Origin of the sequence: Novosphingobium panipatense (assembly GCF_900182875.1) — a bacterium.
Taxonomy (GTDB): Bacteria; Pseudomonadota; Alphaproteobacteria; order Sphingomonadales; family Sphingomonadaceae; genus Novosphingobium; species Novosphingobium panipatense.
Window position 1 is genome coordinate 1 of sequence record NZ_FXUI01000013.1, and the last position, 20122, is coordinate 20122.

The 20122-nt window shown below is 63.8% G+C and carries 21 protein-coding genes and 5 pseudogenes; 9 read left to right on the forward strand and 17 right to left on the reverse strand.

All coding sequences use genetic code 11. The annotated features are described in order from the left end of the window. Positions 1 to 162: 162 nt before the first annotated feature. The 7 genes and pseudogenes from QOL62_RS15450 to QOL62_RS19915 all read left to right on the forward strand — a co-directional run. A pseudogene (locus QOL62_RS15450) lies at positions 163 to 477 on the forward strand (transposase); the annotation flags it as partial. 79 nt (positions 478 to 556) lie between these two features. Continuing rightward, positions 557 to 1712 (forward strand): annotated as a pseudogene (locus QOL62_RS15455) (IS110 family RNA-guided transposase). 299 nt (positions 1713 to 2011) lie between these two features. Continuing rightward, positions 2012 to 2125 (forward strand): annotated as a pseudogene (locus QOL62_RS15460) (IS5/IS1182 family transposase); the annotation flags it as partial. Positions 2126 to 2369: 244 nt separating this feature from the next. After that, a pseudogene (locus tag QOL62_RS15465) lies at positions 2370 to 3400 on the forward strand (IS110 family RNA-guided transposase). Between the two features lie 392 nt (positions 3401 to 3792). Continuing rightward, positions 3793 to 4041 carry a phage integrase N-terminal SAM-like domain-containing protein gene (locus QOL62_RS15470; RefSeq protein ID WP_230588605.1) on the forward strand — a complete coding sequence of 83 codons (249 nt, stop codon included), beginning with the start codon at positions 3793 to 3795 and terminating at the stop codon, positions 4039 to 4041. Positions 4042 to 4044: 3 nt separating this feature from the next. Further along, positions 4045 to 4662 (forward strand): tyrosine-type recombinase/integrase, encoded by a 618-nt coding sequence (locus QOL62_RS15475; RefSeq protein ID WP_230588604.1) that lies wholly within the window; start codon positions 4045 to 4047, stop codon positions 4660 to 4662. 9 nt (positions 4663 to 4671) lie between these two features. Next, positions 4672 to 4794: pseudogene (locus QOL62_RS19915) on the forward strand (IS91 family transposase); the annotation flags it as partial. Here the strand turns inward: QOL62_RS19915 and QOL62_RS15480 are convergent. From QOL62_RS15480 to QOL62_RS15490, 3 genes are all read right to left on the reverse strand, one after another. Next, on the reverse strand, positions 4769 to 5212 hold the full coding sequence (locus tag QOL62_RS15480; RefSeq protein WP_206046375.1) for a site-specific integrase: 444 nt from the start codon (positions 5210 to 5212) through the stop codon (positions 4769 to 4771). The pseudogene QOL62_RS19915 and the gene QOL62_RS15480 overlap by 26 nt on opposite strands. Beyond that, positions 5212 to 5769, reverse strand: a complete 558-nt coding sequence (locus tag QOL62_RS15485) for a tyrosine-type recombinase/integrase (RefSeq protein ID WP_230588603.1) — start codon at positions 5767 to 5769, stop codon at positions 5212 to 5214. The genes QOL62_RS15480 and QOL62_RS15485 overlap by 1 nt, the downstream gene beginning before the upstream one ends. A gap of 338 nt (positions 5770 to 6107) precedes the next feature. Next, entirely contained in the window at positions 6108 to 6455 is a 348-nt protein-coding gene (locus QOL62_RS15490) for a hypothetical protein (RefSeq protein WP_086493724.1), read from the reverse strand. A 209-nt stretch (positions 6456 to 6664) separates the two neighbouring features. On the opposite strand from QOL62_RS15490, the gene QOL62_RS15495 reads away from it, so the two are divergent. Then, positions 6665 to 6901 (forward strand): hypothetical protein, encoded by a 237-nt coding sequence (locus tag QOL62_RS15495; protein WP_283406918.1) that lies wholly within the window; start codon positions 6665 to 6667, stop codon positions 6899 to 6901. Here the strand turns inward: QOL62_RS15495 and QOL62_RS15500 are convergent, their stop codons facing one another. The 12 genes from QOL62_RS15500 to QOL62_RS15555 form a co-directional block, all read right to left on the reverse strand. Continuing rightward, entirely contained in the window at positions 6902 to 7423 is a 522-nt protein-coding gene (locus tag QOL62_RS15500; RefSeq protein ID WP_086493723.1) for a hypothetical protein, read from the reverse strand. Between the two features lie 282 nt (positions 7424 to 7705). Further along, positions 7706 to 8689: a DUF2493 domain-containing protein gene (locus QOL62_RS15505; protein WP_086493722.1), complete on the reverse strand. Its 984-nt coding sequence runs from the start codon at positions 8687 to 8689 to the stop codon at positions 7706 to 7708. Positions 8690 to 9092: 403 nt separating this feature from the next. Next, positions 9093 to 10103 (reverse strand): DUF2493 domain-containing protein, encoded by a 1011-nt coding sequence (locus tag QOL62_RS15510; protein ID WP_283406919.1) that lies wholly within the window; start codon positions 10101 to 10103, stop codon positions 9093 to 9095. 85 nt (positions 10104 to 10188) lie between these two features. Then, a complete protein-coding gene (locus QOL62_RS15515) occupies positions 10189 to 10470 on the reverse strand; it encodes a hypothetical protein (protein ID WP_086493720.1) in 282 nt (93 codons plus the stop codon). An 84-nt stretch (positions 10471 to 10554) separates the two neighbouring features. After that, a complete protein-coding gene (locus tag QOL62_RS15520) occupies positions 10555 to 11022 on the reverse strand; it encodes a DUF736 domain-containing protein (protein ID WP_086493719.1) in 468 nt (155 codons plus the stop codon). A 565-nt stretch (positions 11023 to 11587) separates the two neighbouring features. Continuing rightward, on the reverse strand, positions 11588 to 11773 hold the full coding sequence (locus QOL62_RS15525; protein WP_167381935.1) for a ribosome modulation factor: 186 nt from the start codon (positions 11771 to 11773) through the stop codon (positions 11588 to 11590). Positions 11774 to 11858: 85 nt separating this feature from the next. Next, positions 11859 to 12077 (reverse strand): hypothetical protein, encoded by a 219-nt coding sequence (locus QOL62_RS15530; RefSeq protein WP_086493716.1) that lies wholly within the window; start codon positions 12075 to 12077, stop codon positions 11859 to 11861. Positions 12078 to 12732: 655 nt separating this feature from the next. After that, positions 12733 to 13608: a hypothetical protein gene (locus tag QOL62_RS15535; protein WP_206046373.1), complete on the reverse strand. Its 876-nt coding sequence runs from the start codon at positions 13606 to 13608 to the stop codon at positions 12733 to 12735. Next, on the reverse strand, positions 13605 to 13811 hold the full coding sequence (locus QOL62_RS15540) for a hypothetical protein (protein ID WP_080993670.1): 207 nt from the start codon (positions 13809 to 13811) through the stop codon (positions 13605 to 13607). Before QOL62_RS15540 ends, QOL62_RS15535 begins: the two co-directional genes overlap by 4 nt. 31 nt (positions 13812 to 13842) lie before the next feature. Then, positions 13843 to 15141, reverse strand: coding sequence for a sigma-70 region 4 domain-containing protein (locus QOL62_RS15545; protein WP_086493714.1), 1299 nt, complete (start codon positions 15139 to 15141; stop codon positions 13843 to 13845). Between the two features lie 12 nt (positions 15142 to 15153). After that, positions 15154 to 16356 (reverse strand): ATP-binding protein, encoded by a 1203-nt coding sequence (locus tag QOL62_RS15550; RefSeq protein ID WP_086493713.1) that lies wholly within the window; start codon positions 16354 to 16356, stop codon positions 15154 to 15156. Positions 16357 to 16432: 76 nt separating this feature from the next. Beyond that, positions 16433 to 18112, reverse strand: a complete 1680-nt coding sequence (locus tag QOL62_RS15555; protein ID WP_240511529.1) for a sensor histidine kinase — start codon at positions 18110 to 18112, stop codon at positions 16433 to 16435. Positions 18113 to 18253: 141 nt separating this feature from the next. On the opposite strand from QOL62_RS15555, the gene QOL62_RS15560 reads away from it, so the two are divergent. Further along, on the forward strand, positions 18254 to 18418 hold the full coding sequence (locus tag QOL62_RS15560) for a hypothetical protein (RefSeq protein WP_167381934.1): 165 nt from the start codon (positions 18254 to 18256) through the stop codon (positions 18416 to 18418). 92 nt (positions 18419 to 18510) lie between these two features. Here QOL62_RS15560 and QOL62_RS15565 read toward each other — a convergent pair whose 3' ends face one another. Together QOL62_RS15565 and QOL62_RS15570 are read right to left on the reverse strand one after the other, a co-directional pair. Continuing rightward, positions 18511 to 19593 carry a DUF5983 family protein gene (locus tag QOL62_RS15565; protein ID WP_086493711.1) on the reverse strand — a complete coding sequence of 361 codons (1083 nt, stop codon included), beginning with the start codon at positions 19591 to 19593 and terminating at the stop codon, positions 18511 to 18513. 16 nt (positions 19594 to 19609) lie between these two features. Further along, positions 19610 to 20071 carry a hypothetical protein gene (locus tag QOL62_RS15570; RefSeq protein WP_283406920.1) on the reverse strand — a complete coding sequence of 154 codons (462 nt, stop codon included), beginning with the start codon at positions 20069 to 20071 and terminating at the stop codon, positions 19610 to 19612. Between the last annotated feature and the right edge of the window lie 51 nt (positions 20072 to 20122).

The window sequence follows — 20122 nt, forward strand, 5'->3', positions numbered from 1 at the left end:
GTGAACGATATTCCTGTGCGCATGCGCCAGACTCGCATGCGAACGCAACAAAGGGAATCCCGAACCGGACTCTTATGTCAGGCGGAAACCACTAGCTAGATGCCGTAATGGGCCGGCGTCTCGAAGGTAGCCAAGTGGGAGGCTGTCTTGATCCGGGGTTTGATGAGCGACGAGGAATGGACGTGTCTTGAGCCGTTTGTGATCGAGCGCAGGGCGCGCAGCGGGCGGCGCCCGCGAGATCACCGCCTCGTCCTCGATGGGATTTTCTGGATCGCACGGACGGGCGTGGCCCGGCGCGACCTGCACGAGCATTTTGGCAAATGGTCATCGGTTTACCGCCAGTTCTGGCGCTGGACGCTGTCAGGCTTGTGGGAGTTGCTGCTCGAAGCCTTCAACGAAAGCGGGGGCGGCAACCCCAGCCTACAGATGATCGACAGCACAATAATCCGGGCGCACCACTGTTCAGCCCGCGCAAAAGATCCCATGATGAGAAGTGGACAGCGGCCTGAGGGAGATCAGAGTCGGTTTGCTACCAACCTCTCTGAAAGGATTTGCCATGTCAGCAGAATCAATCTCGCCGCCTGCCGCCATCTGGGTTGACCTTGGCGCAATTTTCGTTTCGCTGGAACTGTCGAAATCGACCTGGCTGGCGACCTCGCTATCGCCTGGCAGCGAGCGGATGTCGCGTCACTGGGTGCCGGGCGGCGACCTGCCCGCATTGCTGGCCTGCTTGGGTGCCTTGCGTGAGAAGACACGGGCCCGGGAGGGCAGGCTCTATCGTGTAGTGGTCATCCAGGAAGCGGGGCTTGATGGCTTCTGGATCCATCGCGCGCTTGAGGCGGAAGGTTGGATCGCAAGCCATGTCGTGGATGCCGCATCGATCGCGGTGTCACGCCGGCATCGCCAGGCGAAGACCGATCGCATCGACGGAGAGACGCTGGTCCGCACGCTGATGGCATGGATGCGCGGTGAGCCTCGCGTCTGCACGATGGTCCGTGTGCCTGCAGTCGAGGATGAGGATCGCCGCCGGATTGGCCGAGAGCGCAAGGCGCTGATCGAGGAACGCAAACGGCACGTCAACCGGATCAAGGGGCTGCTCTTTGGCGTCGGCATCCGGCATTATGAGCCTGTTCGTCGCGACCGCCGTGAGCGCCTGGAAGAACTGCGAACCGGCGACGGCCGCCCATTGCCTACCCATCTCAAGGCACAGCTTTGTCGTGAACTGGACCGGCTCGAGCTATTGGACGGACAGATCAAGGCCGTCGAAGCCGAACGCGATGCCCTGTGCTCCCAAGCCCATGAGACCTCGCCTCAAGCGATGCTGACGGGGATCAAGGGTATCGGCGCGGAATCCGCCAACATCCTCACGAGCGAGGGACTATTCCGACAGTTCGACAATCGGCGCCAGGTCGCGGCCTATGCAGGGCTTGCACCCTCGCCTTGGCGAAGCGGCTCGATCGATCGTGAACAGGGCGTCTCGAAAGCAGGCAATCCACGACTGCGCACGACGATGATCCAGCTGGCATGGCTATGGCTGCGCTATCAGCCGGACGCGGCTCTCACACGCTGGTTCCATGAAACGGGCAAGCCACAGCGGCGGGCGAGGTCGAAAGGTCGCGATCGTCGCGCTGGCGCGCAAGCTGCTCGTTGCCTTGTGGAATTACGTGACCGCAGGGGTCGTGATCGAGGGAGTCGCCATGACCGCAGCGTAGCGAAGGGCTGCTCGCGATACACTCCAATCCTCAGGACCTGATCGGTCCTGACGGATCCAGGCGAACGGACCGAAGCCCCCCCATGGCTTCCAACGCCGCTCAAAAGAAGGGTTCCGTTCTCCTGAGCCGCGTCCCCGAATGCGGGATTATGGTGCAGCCGTCCCGAGCGGCGACCGGATATGAGGTGGTACAGGCGAGGCACACCCGCCGGTACTCGTGAACGGGCTCAGCTGGATGCCGATGCCGACCGGGAGATACGAAACGACGAGATATCCCCTTGACCTTCAACTCATCATATGAGGGGGACTCCGCGTCAGGGTCTTGGCCGCTCAAAAGGTGGCTTTACGACCAAGATCCATCTCCGCATCAATGCGTTGGGCCTGCCCATAGCGGTGGCGCTGACCGGGGGCGAAGCGTACGCATCCGGGGAGGCTTGCGATTACCCATAAGTTTTTGAATCACTTATCAAGTAGTTGTCGAAAATTGTTGAATCGGATGAGTCGGTTATGATTGATTGAACGAACGAACATGACGTAATCGCGGGAGCGCCGGCCATGGGCAAGGGGCTCGAGATTACTGGAAGGTTGGTTGCCCCCCGCTAGATGAAGAACGGGCTCACGATTTTGGACCGGGCCCAGCATCAGATGGAGGACAACCGTGGACCAGCATATAGGACTCGATGTTTCCCTGAAAGACACTTCGATTTCGATTCGTCAGGATGGCAAGCGCGTTTGGCGTGGCAAGTGTCCGTCGGATCCGAAGCTGCTCGCAGAAGTGATCCGCAAACGCGCGCCGAATGCAAAGCGCGTGGTGTTCGAGACAGGGCCTCTTTCGGTTTGGTTTTTTCATGCGCTGACTGCGGAGGGTTTGCCAGCGATCTGCATAGACGCGCGCCATGCCAAGGCGGCTCTCGACATGGCCGCGAACAAGACAGACGCGAACGACGCTGACGGTCTGGCGCATTTGGCCGAGGTAGGTTTCTTTCGGGAGATCCGCGTCAAAGGCTTCGACAGCATGTTAATGAGGACGCTGATTGCAGCACGACGCCAACTTATGAAGATGCGGGTGCAGATGTCGAACCAGATACGCGGGCTGATGAAGACGTTCGGTCTCGTAATACCCAAAGGCGCAGGCAGCGTCTTTGAGCGCAACGTAGTTACGCTTCTGGAAGACGAAGACAATTTGGCGCGCATCATCCTACCACTGCTTAAGGCCTGGGGCGATATTCGGCTTCGCGTGGCGGAGTTGACCAAGCAGCTGGTTGTTATGGCCGGCACGGATCAACGCTGCCGCCTACTCGCCTCGGTACCTGGCGTGGGTACGGTCACCGCCACGGCCTTTGCAGCAGCAGTGGAGGATTCGATCAACTTCAAGAACTCGCGCGCGGTGGGCGCCTGGGTCGGGCTGACCCCGAAGCGATATCAGTCAGGCGAGGTTGACTATGAAGGTCACATCTCGCGTCGTGGTGACGCTAAGCTACGCACGTTGTTGTACGACGCGGCCTCGGTGATTTGAACAGGTCGTCGGAGACCAGCGCGTTGCGAACATGGGCACTCGCGCTGAAAGAGCGTTTGGGATTCAAGCGGGCCGCTGTCGCCCTTGCGCGCAAACTGGCGGTAATCATGCACTCGATGCTGAAGACGGGTGAGCTGTTTGATCCAAATGCCGGAGCCACTGCCCCGGCCTGACCAATAGGAGGAAAAAGCGCCGGAACCAGCATCATCTATCGTTTCATCAGTTAGCGCCCGTTCGGGGCGTGCCGAGCCGTCCCTGCCGGGACGCGGTTGGGATCATTCCGCGAAGCGGGAAGCAACTGCCCCTTGCGAGCAGATTGCGTCACGAACATAGGAAGATCTCGGCTACGGAACCCATCCTGCGGCGATCAAATTTGTATCGACCGCGTAGACGACCCTGTACCCGGCACACGCGGCGCATCTTTATGAACGATCAATTCGTTGGACTTGACCGAGGGGCGATTAGACGACCCGCTGACGCGGCACTGGGTTGTTCGCTGGCTGGAATGGCCTCCTGATGGGAAGGTTTGGTTGCTGAAGACCAACCCCTGATCAGGAGACCATCCATGACCGACACCTTGGCAGCGGTGAGCCCGCTGCGCCGTCGCATGATCGACGACATGATGCTTCGCAACCTGTCGCCAGCCACGCAGCGATCCTACCTCCATGCCGTGACGAAGTTCAGCCGTTATTTCGGCCCTTCGCCGGACCGCCTGGGGCTGGAGGATGTCCGCGCGTTTCAAGTGTATCTGGTGTCGCAGGGCATTTCCTGGCCGGCGCTGAACCAGACTGTCTGCGCGCTGCGCTTCTTCTAAGGCGTGACGCTGAACCGGGCGGAGATTCCCGAGCGGATCGCCTATGCGCGCACGCCCCGCAAGCTGCCGGTGATCTTGAGCGCCGACGAGATCGTGCGCCTGCTTGAGGCGGTGCCGTCCCTGAAGGCACGCACGGCGCTGACCACGGCCTATGCCGCGGGTTTGCGCGTTTCGGAAGCGGTGAACCTGAAGGTTGCTGATATCGACAGCGCGCGCATGGTTATCCAGGTCCGTCACGGCAAGGGCGGCAAGGACCGGACGGTCATGCTCTCTCCACAACTGCTCGGTATCTTGCGGACCTACTGGCGCCTGGCGCGGCCGAGCGACTGGCTGTTTCCGGGTCGCGGCGACAAGCCGATCAACGTTTCCGTGCTCCATTCGGCCTGCCGGTCCGCGACCAAGGCGGCGGGATTGACCAAGAAGGTCAGCGTGCACACGCTGCGGCACAGCTTCGCTACCCATCTGCTCGAGAGCGGCGTCGACATCCGGATCATCCAGGTCTTGCTCGGGCACAACAGCCTGTCGACGACGGCGCGCTACACGCATGTGGCGACGACGACGATCGCAAGCACGCAGAGCCCACTCGATCGTTTGACCATCGAGGTGGTGCCGCCCGCCTGAGCCGACCCCGTGCGGTCCGATCTGGAGGTGGCGGATATTTTCCGCCGCCACGGTGCTGCTTTTCGCCTGGCCCATGACGGCCATCTCGGTCGCGTCGAACGCCGCGTCATGTCGGCGGTCGAGCTGTGCCGATGCGCAACCCCGTGACCGCGAGTAGGGCTATCAAGGTCGCATAAGTCAGCGGGCGCAGGCCTCCTTGAGGTCTAAGCTGGCTAGCGGCTTCGATCAGGCGAGCGATCTCCGTGCCCGAGTAAATGTGCGGTGGCCGGCGCCTTTTTTGGGCACCGAAGTGATTGCGCGGGGGCAACTCGTGCCGCACGTCTTCGACGCGGATATGGCGTGCGAAGCGGCAGACGGCTTTCAGTCGCGCGTCGCGTTGCGCAATCGACGGTCCCAGTGCGGCCCAATCGATGGCTGTTTGCGTTTGAACATACGCCTGTCCGCGCTCAGTCGCGAAGCCGGCGAAGCTTTTGAGCAAATACTCGGCATTCGACATCGCAAAGCCCGTGGCACGACGCAGTGCGAGATAGGTCTCGATGGTCTTCAACATCAGAGCGCCTCCGGCCATGGCTGCGCCACCTGCTTCAGAAGAGTGACATCGGCTTTGGCGTAGTGGGCCGTAGTGTCGATGCCACTATGCCGGAGGACCAGACCGATCTTGTCGAGCGGCACCCCGTGGCGCAGCATCTCGGTCGCCGCGGTGTGCCGCAGGACGTGCGCACCCTTGAACGGTGTCACGAGGCCAGCCCGCTTCATGATGCGCCTGACCACCGAAGAGACGGCGTCACCGTTTAGGAACGGGCGACTGGGCGCGATCGTGCTCAGGAACACGCGATCACTTCGGCAGAAAGACGGTCGGCATTCGAGATAGGCCGCGACCGCATCCCCGACGTCCTGGGGCAGCGGCAAGCGAACTTCATGGCGCGACTTGCCCGTAATCCGCAGCGAACCCGCCTGCCACTCGATATCGGTGAGGCGGAGCTGCGCCACGTCGCCGGCCCGCAGTCCGATGCACCAGCGAGTCCAGCCCTTTTCATGAAGGTGGCGGTCGAACAGATCCTGAAACCGCGTCTGACGCGTACCACAAATTATTTCAAGGTAACTCAACGGGATAGGGCCGACCTCGTCGGCGTCGTGGTCCGCGTACGACGCTCCCCTGGAACCGGGTCATACGGGTCTTACGGCAATATGACCTTGTTTCTACAGGCTAATACGCCCGCTGCACCCGTGCGTAGGGTCCATTACAAAACGGCCTCGCGCCGTGCGTCCCGCCTTACGCAGCGCGCTTGCGCTGCGCAGCCTCGTACCGGCAGGGGCGGGGCACCCTTGCTGCAGTTGCGCGGTGGTGCGTGGCGAGGAGGTTTGAGGGATGGCGTTCATGGGTGGGGTCTCCCCGAAAGCAAAAAAGGGGACCGGGCGTCAGGCCCGGTCCCCGGAGTATGTGATCAGCCCTGCTGGGCGACCAACGTGCGCGCTTCAAGGATGAGCATGGCCGCCTCGTCGTCACGGCCCTGCGCCCGGATGATCCGATACGCATTGGAGCGGGCAGCTATCCGGGCGAGCTCCGAAGCCCGGTTCCATTCCGCCTCGTATTCCTCGTCGCACTCGTCGGTGATCACGAAGTCGCCGGTCTCGTGATCGGTGTAACCATAGTACTGGCCCGCGTAGGAATTAGCCCGTTTGAGGTGGCGTTCGATCTGGCGAATGAGAGCGAACCCCCTCGCCTGCGCAGAGAAATAGTGCGGTTCATGGGTTTCGACGAAACGGTCGTAATCGGGTTCGATGGTGAGCATGAAAGCCTCCTCATGGGGGTGTCCGCGGACGACAGGCACCGCAGGGCGATGGATGGGATGGGATGGGATGTGGTCGGTGACGGACCGACAGGGCGGCCAGGCGCGAAGCCCCGCCGGTTCCGCAGGAAGCGGCAATCCCCGCTTGCGCCGATCCGCCGATGTGGCACAGTCGCAAGCGACGGGCAGGCCATCGGGGAAGGACGATGGAAATGCCGAAGATGACGGAAAGGGATCGGCTCGCCGATCTCGAAGCGCGTCAGCGCAAGATGAACGATGAACTGGAAATCGCGCGCCGTGCGCTGCGGGGCAGATATGCCGCGATGATCGCGGAGATGCCGGTGGAGAAGCTCACGGAAAGGGAGTTTCGCGAGCTTCTCACACAGGCGGTCCGGGTAGGCGGCGGCGCGGCGCTGACGGCGATTAAGGGACTGCCGGCAGCGATCTGATCACGCGCTGGTCATCACCAGGTTCCGGCAGGGATGCGCCTCGAGAAAGCTGTCCCTGTCGGAATCAGATCTCAGGGTGATGAACCGCGCTTCGGGCCCGAACCAGATCATGATGAAGCGCCGCTGCGCCGCCAACCGGTGGATATTCGCAAGGCTGCCCCGGCTGCGACCATCCCAGATCACGAGACCCAGGGCGGCATCGCGCGCCATCGCCGCATCCTTCGCGGCATGGAAGGCGGCGGTGCCCTTTCTGCCGGAAGTAGGAATGCGCCGGACGGGCCAGTCGCCCAGATTATGACGCGGTTCCTCTCCGGAACAGTAGACCCTGACAGCAGCGATCTCGCGATCGGAAAGATGGCGCTGGACCAATCGATCCACGCCGCGCGCGTCCCCGATCAGGATGGGAAGTGCGCGGTACAGGATACCCTCGATGCGTTCGATGACGGGTTCGGGAAGCGCGGTAATGGACAGCGACCCGGAAACGAAGACGGCCGAATTAGAAAGGTGCAGATGCTCGGACATGGCTTTAATCTCCTCGAATGAGCCACCCCTCTCTGCCCTCCTCTCCTCTGGTGGCAGGACGCGGGCCTCGCCCCCTCAGCCAATCCCGCCCAGACCGCACCCGAAGGGTGTCCCTGCGACGAGCACGGCGAAGCCGCGCGCAGGAGGCCGGGACCGTCTGGCGGTCCCGCATCGCGCCCGCGACGGACCCGCCTGCGGGTCCCTGAGCGGGGGCGAGAGCTACGCTTGATAAAAGGAAATGAGGACCGGCCCGGCGAACCGGACCGATCCTCTGGCGGAACCTCACTGCGCCTCCCATCCCTGATCGCTGAGCCTGACGAACCGCGCCGGGATACGCTTCTCCTTCACGAGGCGCGCGAGGTGGGACTGCAGGCCCGATCCTTCGCAGACCAGCGCCTCAACGGGTCGCAGTCCGACCATCTGCTCGTTCCGGACGAACCCCGCCCTCTTCCCCAGCTTCGCGCTGAGGCGGAACGTGATGAGCTTCACCTTCCGCGAGGCGGCCCACGCTGCAGCCATCGCGTCGCATCCCTTATCCTGTGCGGTGGTCGCCAGCACCATCGCCGGGTTCCGGGATTTCGCGTCGTCGAGTTTCTCCCAGATCAGGCGGTCGTCAAACCAGCAGTCCGCGCCGCCGGAGAAGATCACGATGGGCCCCTGCGGGTTATGCGCGTCGGTGCGGCGCTGGCGGCGGGCGGCAAGGAAATCGGTAGCGGCGATCACCGAGGCGGTGCGCTTACTCGAGACCAGCGATCCCTTCGGTGCCGACCACGGCCGCCCGGTTTCGGTGTGGAAGACGTCGGCGGCATGGTCGCGCATGCAGCGCAGCGCGTCGGTGGCTTCGTCGAGGAATTCGAGTTCGCCCTGTGCCTGCTCGAGTTCGACGCCGTGGATTTCGCTGCCGTCGGCGCGCCGCAGCAGGTCCTGGACGTCGCGCGTCGCCTTATCGGCCTGCCCCTGCCACTGGTCGGCGACGTGATGGAAACTGTTCACGATGCCCCATGCGAGGCGCTCGGCGGCAGGCTGCAGCCGCGTGTCGCGCAGCAGGTCGAAGAGGGTCGTGACGATCAGTTCGACGGCAAGCTGGGCTTCGCGAGGATCGGGCATGTCGGTCGCCATCTCCTCCTCGCCGCGCCCGATGCGGACCCCGTCGAGATCGGAGGAGAAGGCGGCGTGGAAGTCGTCGGTGGTGCCCGCCATCGTCTCCTGCGCGATGAATTCGGCGATGTCGGAGAACGGGCGGACGCTGCGGTGGATCTTCGTCATGGGAACCTCCTGTAGAAACGAAAGAGGTTCCCCCCTGGGCACGGGCTCCGAGCGGCGGGGTCAAGGATCGCGGAACGCGACCGGCGCAGCCGGCGATGGGGGTCACGATTTTTCCGGGCGGCCAGAATGCCCGAATGGAAGCATGACGCCCGACCCGCCCGGAAAAATGGTGGGGCCCCGTCGTCCTTGAGGCCGACGCGGTCCCGTGCCACGATTGGAATTCTTGAGAGAGAGAAGAGGCTTTGCGAATCTGGGGCTCGATGCCCCTGATTCGCAACGGGTGCCTCCAGGCGCTTACCTCTCAGTGGAGCGCCCGCGACCTCACGACCCTGCACGCCCCTTGCGCAAAAAAGGGGGACGGCGCGGCGCGCCGTCCCTCGAAAAATGCACTGAGACTTCGGTGTCAGGCTACCCGGCGAACGCGGCCCCGCGGAAGCGCGGTGATCTTCTCGGCAGGTGCCTGATCGGCCTTTCGGAAGGCATGGATCGGAACCCCGACCTTTCGCAGCGCCTGATAGAGGTTCGCCTGGATGCCCGACCCCTCGCCCAGCACGGCTTCGACGGGTTTCAGTTCGACCAGCTTGCGATTACGGGCAAAGGGCGCGCCGCGCCCCGCGCCCATCAGCGAGTAGGTGACGAGCTGGACCTCGCGGCTCCCCGCCCACGAGGCCACGATCGCATCGAAGCCCTTACGCTGCGCGGTGGTCACCAGCGTCATGTGCGGGATCCGCGCGAGGATCGCGTCGAGCCGGTCCCACAGGATCTGCCAGTCGTGCCATTCGGCATGGCCCGAGGCGACGACGATCGGGCCACGCGGGCGGTACCGCTCGCGCTCGGCGAGTTCCCGGGCGCGCAGGACGTCCTGTATCGCGACCTGCGTGGCGGTGGCGACCTTCGAGACCCGCGAACCGCGTGCGGGCGACCAGGGACGGCCCGAAAGCACGCGGAAGGTGTCGGCCGCATAGTCGCGCATGCACTCGACCGCTTCGCGCTGTTCGGACAGCGACTGGCACAGCAGCTGCTTCTCCTCGAGCTCGGTATTAAACACCTCGGAAAGGTCGGAGCGGCGCATCATGTCGCGCAGTTCGTCGGCCAGCAGGTCTTCCTGCCGTTCGAGCTTTCCGGCGACGAAATGAAAGCTGTTCACCATGCCCCATGCGATCTCGGGGGCAAGTGCATCGAGGCGGGTGTCGGTCAGCAGGTCGAAGATGGTGGCGATGACCCCGGCGCAATCGGCCTGTGCGTGGAGCGGCTCGGGCATGTCGTGTTCGCCCGGTTCATCCCCCGGGCTGATGATCGAGAGGGGGATCGGATCGCCGAAAGCGCGCTGGAATTCCGGGGTCGCGGTCACTTCGGCGAACAGCGCGGGCAGATCAGCGAAGCGGCTGATGCTGCGCGAATGGTCGTGGCTCATGGAACTTCTCCCTGTCAGGGGGGCAAAGGAAAAAGGCCGCGAACGCGAGGGTGGCGTCGCGGCCCTGCATGGGTGTCGTGCCGGGTCAGTGCCTGCTGGCCCGGGCGGACGCGACGAATGCCGCGCGTGTCAGGACGGCATCGACGATCCCGGCCGCGTGCGGCGCGAGCGGCGTATTCTCGAGCAGGTCGTAGATGGCGGCGATGATTTCGCCGCAGGTGATGCCCGCCGGGATGTCCGGCACGGGAGACGCACCCTCGACATGCCGCGCGAGCAGGTCGCGGATCGAGGGGCTGGCCATGATCGCCGCGGAGAGCGCGGCAAGGTCGGTCAGCGGGGCGGAAGAATGCAATGAAGAGCGGCGCATGGGATGTCTCCTCATGAGCGAAAAATGAAAGGGGCCGGGGAAGCCTGACGCCTCCCCGGCCCGATGGGACTGATCAGCGTGTGATCAGAACGGGTCTTCCTCCTCGAACGAGGTGTCCGAACCCGACCGTTCGCCGCCGGCACCCACGGTGCTGTCGCCGAAGCCGCCCTGATCGCCCGGGCCGCGATCGTCGTACCGGCCGCTGCTCGCGCCCATGCCGCCACCGAAATCGGAGCGCATGGTGTCGCGACGCCAGGCGACCATGTAGCCGCCATGATCGGCCGGGAAGAGCGCGATCGGCAGCGGCTCGGGAAGGCTGGGGTCGTCGATGTTCCCGGCGAGGAACACATCCCCCTGCTTCGACACGGCCTCCCACAGCGCGCCGATCTGGACGTAGCGGCGGGCGATGTTAAGCGCGAGGATCTCGTAGACCGGAGCCTTCGGATTATCGCTCACGACCTTGCGCAGCCCGACGCTGGGCAGATCGATGGTGCGGGTGGCGATCGAGCCCTTCAGACGGCCGTTCCGATTAAAGATTTCACCGATGTTCATCGTCTTTACCTTTCGAATGTCGCTCGAAACCATTCTCGGCGACACCCTCACCGGCCCTTCTCTCCTCTCTATCCCGCCCTCACCCCCCGCGCCGCCCGCCCGCCGCGAGGCGCACCGCCTCCACCAGCGCGACGCCGCTGCGGTCCACACGCAACGCCCCGGCCGCCCGCAACTCCGCGCGCCACACGGCACGATCAGGGGCAGAGGCGCGGCGCGAGGGATGGCGAGGGTGGATTGGGGCGCGACGCCGGGGGCGCGGCGGTAGCCGCGCGGGTGCTACGCTGGCGGGAGTCGCCGTAGCGAGGGGCAGCGGCGTGAACCGGCGGTCATCGCAGACACTGCGGGAGCGGCGTGGTCGGCGGCACCGGCAGGTGCGGTCCCGGTATCGGGAGCGAGCGAAAGATAGGGGCGGGCCGCGCGGCGGAAAGACTGGCCTTCGAAAGAAGGAGGGTACGACCGCTCAAAACCCCAGCCCGTCGGGAGTTGGGGATTGAAATTGATGTAACATCGTGATCGGCCAATCTGGGAAATGGCGAGAGCGTAAAGGTTGGAGCCAGTGTTTCGGCTACCGCTTACGTGCCGTATCGTAGGACGTCAGCATCGTGCCGAACGCTTGGGACACGCGGCCTTCGGAGTAACCGCCTATCCAGGCTATCCGTTCGAGATATGTCCTGTAGGGATTAGCCGATGTGGGCTCGCCGCGTCGTGCCGCCACGAAACCGAGGTGGCGGATCATCGAGAATTCTTTCAAGAAAGCCTCCTGATTCGCGGGAATATTGCATTGCAACATGCGGGCCACAGATAGTCCAGAGCTTCAGTTGGAATGTCTCGCGTTTCTACTCAGGCCCCTGCTCGAAGGCTTTGGCCCCTGCTCGTTGGAAAGCGTCAAGAACCTCCGGTCCCAGAAGGCGGGCGGTTTCGCTGCTCTCGAGGCCGGAATACGCGATGGTGTAGGTGCCGTCTTCATGCGTGAAGATCCTCACCTCGATGTCGCCTTTCGACGCGGTGGCCTGGGCCAGATCGATATTCCACTCACCGATGCGAACCTTAGACATGGTCGAAGCCTCATGGAAGATTTGGGAATCACGGTGCCGCGGCCGGGCGACAGCACCAGAAACAGCAGCTGGAGCGAAGTGCCCACATTGGCCTGTGATCAAGGGGTTGCGCCTGCATCGGTCACCGCCCCCTGACCCGGCCCATCCGCTAGGCAAGGATGCGGCGCCACCTACGCGGCCCATCGTTCCGGATCGCGCAGCCGCAGTATTGGCAGGTTCCGATGTAATGATCCCCGTTCCACCACATATCTCTCCGGAACGATTTATGACGATCGAGCGGACAAAAAACGAAGCGCCACACCAAAGAGATCATAAGCCGTTCTCCAGGACTGCGATGCCCCTATGCGGTGGGCCTTCCTGCGCCATCGCGGCCCTGACGATGAAATAACCCGCCTGCCCCTCGGGTGCGCAGGTGGCCTTGAAGATTGGGACATTTGACCGCAGGGGCGGCCAGATCTCAAGGCCGGACAGATTGTGAATGCTGCACGCGCGAAGAGTCAAGGGCGGCGTCATCCCGCAGGTTCCAACGGAACGAGCGGTCGCCCTTGCGGATAGCCAGTGCGCGAGGCTGGCTAAATGAACATCACGTCCCATGCGGGTGAGGTAATCAGGCGGCGAGCTTATCGACACCTTCATTGAAGCGATCGATCCATTCTCATATATGGGGCCGCCGGTCCACGGGAATGGCCGCAGCGACACGCTGGAAATCAATAAGATCGACAGGTGCGCCTGCGACGATGGCGTCGATCTCGTCGGGATCAAGAAGCCCTCGCTGCCGGATGAACATGGTCATGGAGCCGGGACGGGCTTTTGTCGCCCGACGCCACAATCCCTCGACATTGCGCAGGCGTGGCGCGGCCCGCGCCTCAACCAACACGATCAATCGAAGTACCCAGCGCGGCAATTGCACGACTTCCTCGGAACGCATATGCGCACAGATGACGCAACTCGATTTCGGGGGAACCGGCAGGCCTTCCGCCTCAATTCGCCGGATGCAGGCGTCGCGGTCCCAATGCCATTCGTGCAGAAGCGGATAAAGATAGTCGTATCGGGCATCCACGATGCCTTCGCGGTTTGCATAACGCCGGCTGTCGGCAGGTGAAGCGTCATACCCGATCAGCTTGACAACCTTACCGCCAACCTGCCATATATTCTTTGCAAGTTGCCATTTTGACACCCAAAGTTCTTTAGGCTGTATCTTCCATTTGACTGAACAAGATTTTCTACCAAATGAGGCAGATGGCAAAGTCGAGTTCGTCAGGCAATTCTCCAATATTGTGAAGTACGGCGGCCAATGCTTGAATTTCTTTGGCTCATATCGAACAATATGGTGGAATATGCCTCTATCATCCATCCATTTCTGAAAAATTGGAAGGTAGGCGTAACTCTGGGGCTTTTCGGCGCCAGTATCCGCTGTCAATACGGCATCCAGCCTTCGGCCCCTCGCCACCCATTCGATAATCATGGCGGTGCTGTTTACGCCCATGCCCCAGGCCGCCACGACCGGGTAGTTGGCAGATGGCATCGTCATGCGACCATCGCCAGCCAGCGATCGGGCCAGGCCGGCGGCCGCATCGTAACCCTGAACGCCTGAAGCGGCGCGACGCCGTGCACGACATAGTGCGGCACACCGGTCGCACGCCGCAGCTGCTGGGCCGTTCTGAGCGCGTGATCGAAGCTGGAGAGTTGCCGCCGCAGAGACGACAGGCTGCTGGGCGGGACAGGCGTGGACATGAAACCTCCGGAAATGAAGCGGCGGCCGGGATCAGGCAGCGATCGGAAGATCGACACCGGTCGGAACAGCGGTATCGAGCGCCAGCAGGCTGTGGAGCGTGACAGGTGGCCGGTTCGCCCGCCGCGTCTTCGGCCCGCGCGTGGGCCGCGCCGGATCATTGAACCGGCAGCCGAGACGCGCGGCATGCTTGCCGATGACGGCGGGATCGCGGCCAAGGGCCTGCGCGACATCGACCATCGAGACGCCATATGCCCAAGCGTTGCGAATCGCCCTGTCTTCGTCGGCGCTGAATGCGCGCATGAACCCGTGCACCAGCCCCATGTGGTTCGCATGGTAGAGAACAGCGCGCACGCCGCGGCCCAGCGCTTCGGCGATCTGGCGGGTCGGGACCTTGCCATAGTCTGCCCGCAATCGCGCTTCTTCCTCGGGCGTCCACACCGGTCCCTGCCGAAATCCGTCCCGGCGAACATGCGAGCCCCTGAGCCCCAGCGCCTCGGCCCGCCAGCGGATCGAGTGAGGCGTGCGGCCAAGCCGCTCCCGTAGCGGTGTCAGGCTCGCGCCTGTCGCGTAAGCATGGCGGAGAAGCGCGTCCTCCTCAGCGATCCACGGGCGGCCCCAGCCCCTGCCATAGCCCAGCTTACGCAGGCGCTGACCGAGGCTGCGACTGTTCCGGGCCGGGAAGCCTTCGGCCAACAGAACCTCGGCGATGGCGACATATCGTGCGCCGGTTGCCGCGAGTTCTAGGGCGCGGTTCATTTCCGCATCGCTCCAGTCGTCCGGCTGGCAGGCATGGCGCAGCCCCAGCGCCGAAGCGCGCGAGATGACACCGGCGAAGGGTCGCCCGATCAGGCTCGCGATCTGCGCGACAGGAACGCCTTTCGCGTAGCCGGCGCGCAGCTGCGCGTCCTCCCAGCCACTGTACGGCGGGGATCCGGGCTCGGAGAGGCCGAGCAGCCGGGCGCGGGCATAGAGTGCGCTCACGCCGCGGCCCAGCCGCGCCGCCAACGTCGCCGTCGGCTCGTGGGCATAGCAGCGCGCCAGTTCCGCGTCGTCCCAGTCGCTCCATGCTCGCCGCGAATTACGGCGCACGCCAAGGTCATGGATCCGGGTAGCGACAGCGGCTCGGGACCGCCCAAGCCGGGCGGCGATTTCCTCGATCGTGCAATCGTCGATAAATGCCGCGCGGAGACGGGCCGTCTCATCGGGAAGCCATGCATCCGCGCGGAAAGCCAGTTCAGAAAGAGGAATGGTCGGCACGGTCTCGGTCACGGGGACGAACGGGGTCAGTTCGACGATATCGGCGTCGAGATCGAAGCTGGTCTGGGTCATGGTGGGCTTCCTTCACGCCAGGCCGACGACTGGGGTGTCGACCACGCGCAGGCGCAACCGGGCCGACAGGCGCGCGATACGCGTATCCCCGCGCGGCATGGTGTCCGAGGCGCCGATCGCGGCGAGCAGATCGAGACCGGCAGCGACGTCATTGGCGGGGAGCGCGAGATGACGCGCGAGGTCGTCTGCGGTGGTGGCGTTGGGCGCGATGCGGCCCAGCGCGCCGACAATGCGCGCGGCGGCGGGCGCGGCGGGATCGAGCAGGAAAGCATCGAGCGAGCGTTGGCCGCGCATGACGGCATGGGTGGTCCTGGCTGGTGCGACCTCGCGTAAGGTGTCGAGGTCGAGCAGGCTGCGGCTCTCGTCCGGGGCGAGGTCGGCGGCGGCGACCAGATCGGGTGTACGGCCGATATGCGGTGTGATCGTCGTGTCGATCTTCGCCAGTACCGGCAACGCCGAAAGCGCGGGACCGAAGGCGAAAAACTCTCCCGGTGGCAATTGCCGGAGCAGCGCCGCCTGATCGCCGCCGAAACCGAGCAGGTCGGCGGCACGCGCCACGTCGCGGTCGAAGACGTTGAGCCCGATCAGGTGATTATGCAATTCGGAAACCACCGAACTGGCAAGCTTGGCGAGACGCTGCGTGGCGATGATCGTGCCGATCCCGCGCTTGCGCCCCCGCGCGCACATGTCGGTGAGCGTGGCGACGCCAAGGCGGCGGGTTTCGGCATCGCGGGCCGAGGCCGCCATATGCGGCGCGAGCAGATGCGCTTCATCGATGCAGACCAGCACCGTGTGCGCCCAATGCTCGCGCGGCGCCGATAGGAGGCCTGCGAAGAAGGCGGCGGCCTTCTCGATGCGGTGATCGGGCTCCAGATCGGTGAGATCGAGGTGCAGGGCAATACGGTGCTGGCGGGTGCGCAGCGCCAGCGCGGTAAGACCGTCATTGGCGTAGTCGCGTGCGACGACGGTGGTGGCGCCGATATGCGCGGCAAGATTGGCGAACTCGCCTTCAGGATCGACGATGATGGTGGTCAGATAATCGAAGGCTTCCTCGATGATCCGGCGCAGCGTCTGGCTCTTGCCCGCGCCCGACGATCCCTGGATCAGGCAGCGGCCCGACATCAGTTTGCCGAGATCCAGTTCCAGCGTGCCGGCCGAACAGTGACCGAGCGGAACTTTCGCATCGCGGGTGAAGTCATGAGTGGCGATCGTCATGGGCGTGCTCCTTCGGTCGGCATCGTGTGCGGACGCCGGATCTGATGCTCAGGGGATAGGTTCGGGCGGCGGCGTCTCAGCCCGGCATAAAATCGGCGGTGATGCCGGAGCGATCCGCGTGGATGACAATCCGGCGATCCTTCGGGATCAGACAGGCGAGATGCTGCCGCGCCTCCATGACAATGGCCTCGAGGGTGGCGGCGTTATCCCCCAGAAGAACGCCGGTCGCCACCTGCCGGGCTTCGCGCGCGAAGGCGCGGGACTGGGTCTCCCAGCTATCGGCGTCAGCATCGTCGCGCACAGAGAACAGCGTCGCGTGGATCATGCATCCCAGGCAATCCGGGTCGATACCGCCGTCGCGGGTCACAAGGACCACGGCCTCCTCGATATCCCAACTGCCAGTGGGACAGACCAGGGCCGGGATTTCAATGGAATGGACGTGTCGCGGCGCATCCTCATGCCCGGTCTCGGCAATCTCCAGGTCGGCAACGATCCTGTCGACGAAACCTGAAGCGAAGCCGCATGGAAGGCGATCGTCTTCACCATAAGGATGTTCGATGCCGTCCCGGTAAATCCGGAAGGAAACATAGAGGATGATCGGCAGAGCGTCGTACCAGTCATAGCCCTCGAGCCAGCGTTCCTCCTCCACCAGCACGAAATCCTGAAGCGGTGGCTGATGGCGGGCGGGCGCCAGCGCCTGCGCGATCTCGGAGCGCAGCGGCGGGACAAGCATCAATGCGCCCCCAGAGGCAGTCTCAGGGGCAGTTTTCGCATTGGCGGCCCTTTGATGTTCATCGCCGGACAGTGGATTCCAGATCGAGAGCCCTGGCCGTACCGCGGGCAGCGTCACACCGAATTTCTGAGCCCGCAGCCATAAGGCGAAGGGGAGGCGATGATCCTCCTGGGCGGCGATGCCGGTATATATGGCGCGTTCGGCGGCGATGCGCAGCGCTTTCATCGCCTCATTCGTGATCACCGCGTTGCGGGCCGGCAGGGCGAGGCGAATTCCAGGCGCGTCGATCACATCGATGCGAACGGACCAGCGGCAGTCCTGCCTCTTCAATTCAAATACATTGGGAAGAGAGCACGGGACGGCCAAACCATGGAAGTTGATGCAGGGGCCATCCTGCCGAACCGAATTGCCTTTATAGACGCCGATACGGCAACCGCAGGCCTCTTCGATCAGCAGCGCATCCTTGAGAAAATCCTCCCGGGGCAGCAAAGCACCGTCCAGCGTCACCGGCAAGGGATAGTAACGGGCGGCCTCAGCAATGGTCGAACAAATGCCCATCTTCCAGTTGCCGGATATCTCGATGCGGACCATCGTTCCCCAGCCGAGGTCGCACCGCTCGGGTTCAAGCGCCCTGTCGCCATTCCAGGCTTCAGCGGGAATCCGGACCTTCCAGCCTTCTCCCATCGCGGGCGAGAAGGCGTGGATCTCGATGCCATGGCCGGCAAGGCTGAACAGGTCGATGCCGGTCGGATCCTCACGCCGCATGATATCGTCGCCCCAACCGGATAAACCGAGAGTCAGGAGCGCAGCGGGATCGTCGATGCCGCAGCCGTCATCGTGGATATCGAGAAAGGCGCGGCCGTCTTCCTCGACAAGGTTGATCATGATGTTCTGCGCGCCGGCCCGGCGGCAATTCTGCAGGATTTCGTGAATCGCAGCGAGCGCGCTGCTCGCGACAAGGCGGGATGCGCAGCGAATGGCGTCCTGGCTGACCGCGATCTCGATCGTGGCGGGAAGAAGCATGATCATCTCCTGTCTCGGCGACGGACCATCCGGCCGTCTTCCCTACCCCGCCCCCTTCCCTTTCGTCCCGGCTTGACGCTCTGCCGACGCAAAGCGCCAAGACAGTTGTCGTCGCGGTGAGCGTCCTGCAAAGAGGAGGCGATGAGCGATTCAAACGATGTGAAACTGCTGGACCTCGTGCGGCGCCTGCCCGACTGGATGCGCAAGGACCTGGCCTCGAGCGATGCACCTCGGCGTGAGCGCGCGGAGGATGCCCTCCATGCAATGCTACTGCCGCTGCTGGAGGCCGGCGTCGGCGCTCCGTGATTAAAACAGCGGACTGCTGCGCCGGTGGAGAAATCCTCGGCGGACAATCAGCGTACTCTCGTTGTGGCCAGAGAGCCCTTTTCTCAACCTGATCACCAGTCGTGGACGGGTAGATCGGCGGCGCGGTCTGCATCGCAGTCGAGGAGGAGGAACTGGAAGCCGCGATCACGTCCGAACGCGATGATTTCCTGGAGATCATCTGGGATCTGCGCTCGGCGGTCACCGGGAAGCGGCCGCGTCGGCACGAACCAGCCATAGACGGAGGCGGCGATGTCGATGGGACGGTCGCTCGGAGGCCAGCAGGCCCATTTGTCGAGAAGTCCGGCCGTCTGCACCGTCAGGTGCGCAGTCGAGAGCACGCAGTAGGCGCCGCTTTCGATCGAAGAGACTGAGCGGACCGCCGGGAGAGGCTCCAGGCGCAGAATCTCGGTCGAATAGCTTTCCGAAGGGTGATCGTCGAAATAGGCGGCCATGACCTCGTCATCTGGCAGTGTATGCGGATCGCGCCTGTCGCCGATCTCCTTCCACCATTCGCGCGCATATTCCGCCATCTCCGCGACGAGAACGTCATGGTTCAGGCCTGCGTAGAAATTGATGCCATGACGGTGCTCGATGATGCCCAGATGCATATCGATCGGCCAGGGTAGCGCACAAACCCTGAGCCCGCTTTCGCTGGCGCCTATCACCCCGGTCAATGTGGCGAGTGCTGCGGCATCGAGGCTGTCCGGCTTCTCCAGGGCGGCGCGCGCGCGGGCAAGCAGGGCGACATGGTCGTGCCGGGTGATTTGTGGCCCCGCTGGCCCGGGCGACTTCGCCCCCGCTTGGGCGGCCGTAGTCACGTTGTCTGTGATGTCGGTGCCCGAAGCATCTATCCGGATGGCCGGATTATCGGGGTCGGACCAGTCGATGGTGTCGATGACCCACTGCTTCACAAAGGACCAGTCGAAACAGAAGGGGCAGGTCTCTTGGTTCCTGTACCAAGCGGCATCGACCGCATCGATCCAGCCCACGACAATGATGCGCATGGCGCAGGTCCCCATCGCCTCGAACGATTTGCGGATCGCCAGCGCACGAACGAGAGCGTCGGGTTCGGCGGCCGGATGGTCGCGCAGGTCGAGAACCGCTTCCCAGAGGGAGGCGGCCGCTTCGAGATGGGAGAGTGTGTAATGTATCATGTGCGGGGTTCCTGGATCAGGCGACGCGGCGATCGGTAAACCGAGGCGGCGCAAGCTCGGCGGCGGTCAGCGTGTCGATGTGCGGGGCGATGGCATCAAAAGCGGCATTGAGATCGATGGTCGCGACGCGATAGGACGCGCTTCCCGGATCATGGTCGAGCCGAAGCGCGATCGGCGCCAACCAGGTGGTCATCTCGGGAAACACCGACTGCAGCAGAAGCACTTCGATGCGCCGCGCGGCGAGGCCGAGCTGGGCGGCAAGACCGAAGGAGACGGCCATATCCTGTTCGAACCAACGATGCGGCGCGATCGTGTCGGCGATCCGCGTGCATGCCGCACGGATGGTCACGGTCTGGACATGCAGGACCGCAACGCGGTGTCGCCGATCGGGAGCGACGCCTTCCAGTGGAACCAGCGCACGGTAGGAATAGAGAGGCGCGCACCCGGCAATGCGGGTGCGGGAAACGATCACATCCATGGGATAACCTCCTGTGGCACGGAAGGGGCAATCGACCGCCCCGGGTCCGTC

Bases quoted from the DNA above. Each gene is read 5' to 3' on its own strand.
- QOL62_RS15520 (WP_086493719.1), bottom strand. From the start codon at position 11,022: ATGAACATCGGTGAAATCTTTAATCGGAACGGCCGTCTGAAGGGCTCG.
- QOL62_RS15530 (WP_086493716.1), bottom strand. From the start codon at position 12,077: ATGTCTAAGGTTCGCATCGGTGAGTGGAATATCGATCTGGCCCAGGCC.
- QOL62_RS15550 (WP_086493713.1), bottom strand. From the start codon at position 16,356: ATGACGATCGCCACTCATGACTTCACCCGCGATGCGAAAGTTCCGCTC.
- QOL62_RS15555 (WP_240511529.1), bottom strand. From the start codon at position 18,112: ATGCTTCTTCCCGCCACGATCGAGATCGCGGTCAGCCAGGACGCCATT.
- QOL62_RS15535 (WP_206046373.1), bottom strand. From the start codon at position 13,608: ATGACGATGCCATCTGCCAACTACCCGGTCGTGGCGGCCTGGGGCATG.
- QOL62_RS15570 (WP_283406920.1), bottom strand. From the start codon at position 20,071: ATGGATGTGATCGTTTCCCGCACCCGCATTGCCGGGTGCGCGCCTCTC.
- QOL62_RS15505 (WP_086493722.1), bottom strand. From the start codon at position 8,689: ATGACGAAGATCCACCGCAGCGTCCGCCCGTTCTCCGACATCGCCGAA.
- QOL62_RS15515 (WP_086493720.1), bottom strand. From the start codon at position 10,470: ATGCGCCGCTCTTCATTGCATTCTTCCGCCCCGCTGACCGACCTTGCC.
- QOL62_RS15495 (WP_283406918.1), top strand. From the start codon at position 6,665: ATGCCGAAGATGACGGAAAGGGATCGGCTCGCCGATCTCGAAGCGCGT.
- QOL62_RS15540 (WP_080993670.1), bottom strand. From the start codon at position 13,811: ATGTCCACGCCTGTCCCGCCCAGCAGCCTGTCGTCTCTGCGGCGGCAA.
- QOL62_RS15560 (WP_167381934.1), top strand. From the start codon at position 18,254: ATGAGCGATTCAAACGATGTGAAACTGCTGGACCTCGTGCGGCGCCTG.
- QOL62_RS15490 (WP_086493724.1), bottom strand. From the start codon at position 6,455: ATGCTCACCATCGAACCCGATTACGACCGTTTCGTCGAAACCCATGAA.
- QOL62_RS15545 (WP_086493714.1), bottom strand. From the start codon at position 15,141: ATGACCCAGACCAGCTTCGATCTCGACGCCGATATCGTCGAACTGACC.
- QOL62_RS15500 (WP_086493723.1), bottom strand. From the start codon at position 7,423: ATGTCCGAGCATCTGCACCTTTCTAATTCGGCCGTCTTCGTTTCCGGG.
- QOL62_RS15565 (WP_086493711.1), bottom strand. From the start codon at position 19,593: ATGATACATTACACACTCTCCCATCTCGAAGCGGCCGCCTCCCTCTGG.
- QOL62_RS15470 (WP_230588605.1), top strand. From the start codon at position 3,793: ATGACCGACACCTTGGCAGCGGTGAGCCCGCTGCGCCGTCGCATGATC.
- QOL62_RS15480 (WP_206046375.1), bottom strand. From the start codon at position 5,212: ATGTTGAAGACCATCGAGACCTATCTCGCACTGCGTCGTGCCACGGGC.
- QOL62_RS15510 (WP_283406919.1), bottom strand. From the start codon at position 10,103: ATGAGCCACGACCATTCGCGCAGCATCAGCCGCTTCGCTGATCTGCCC.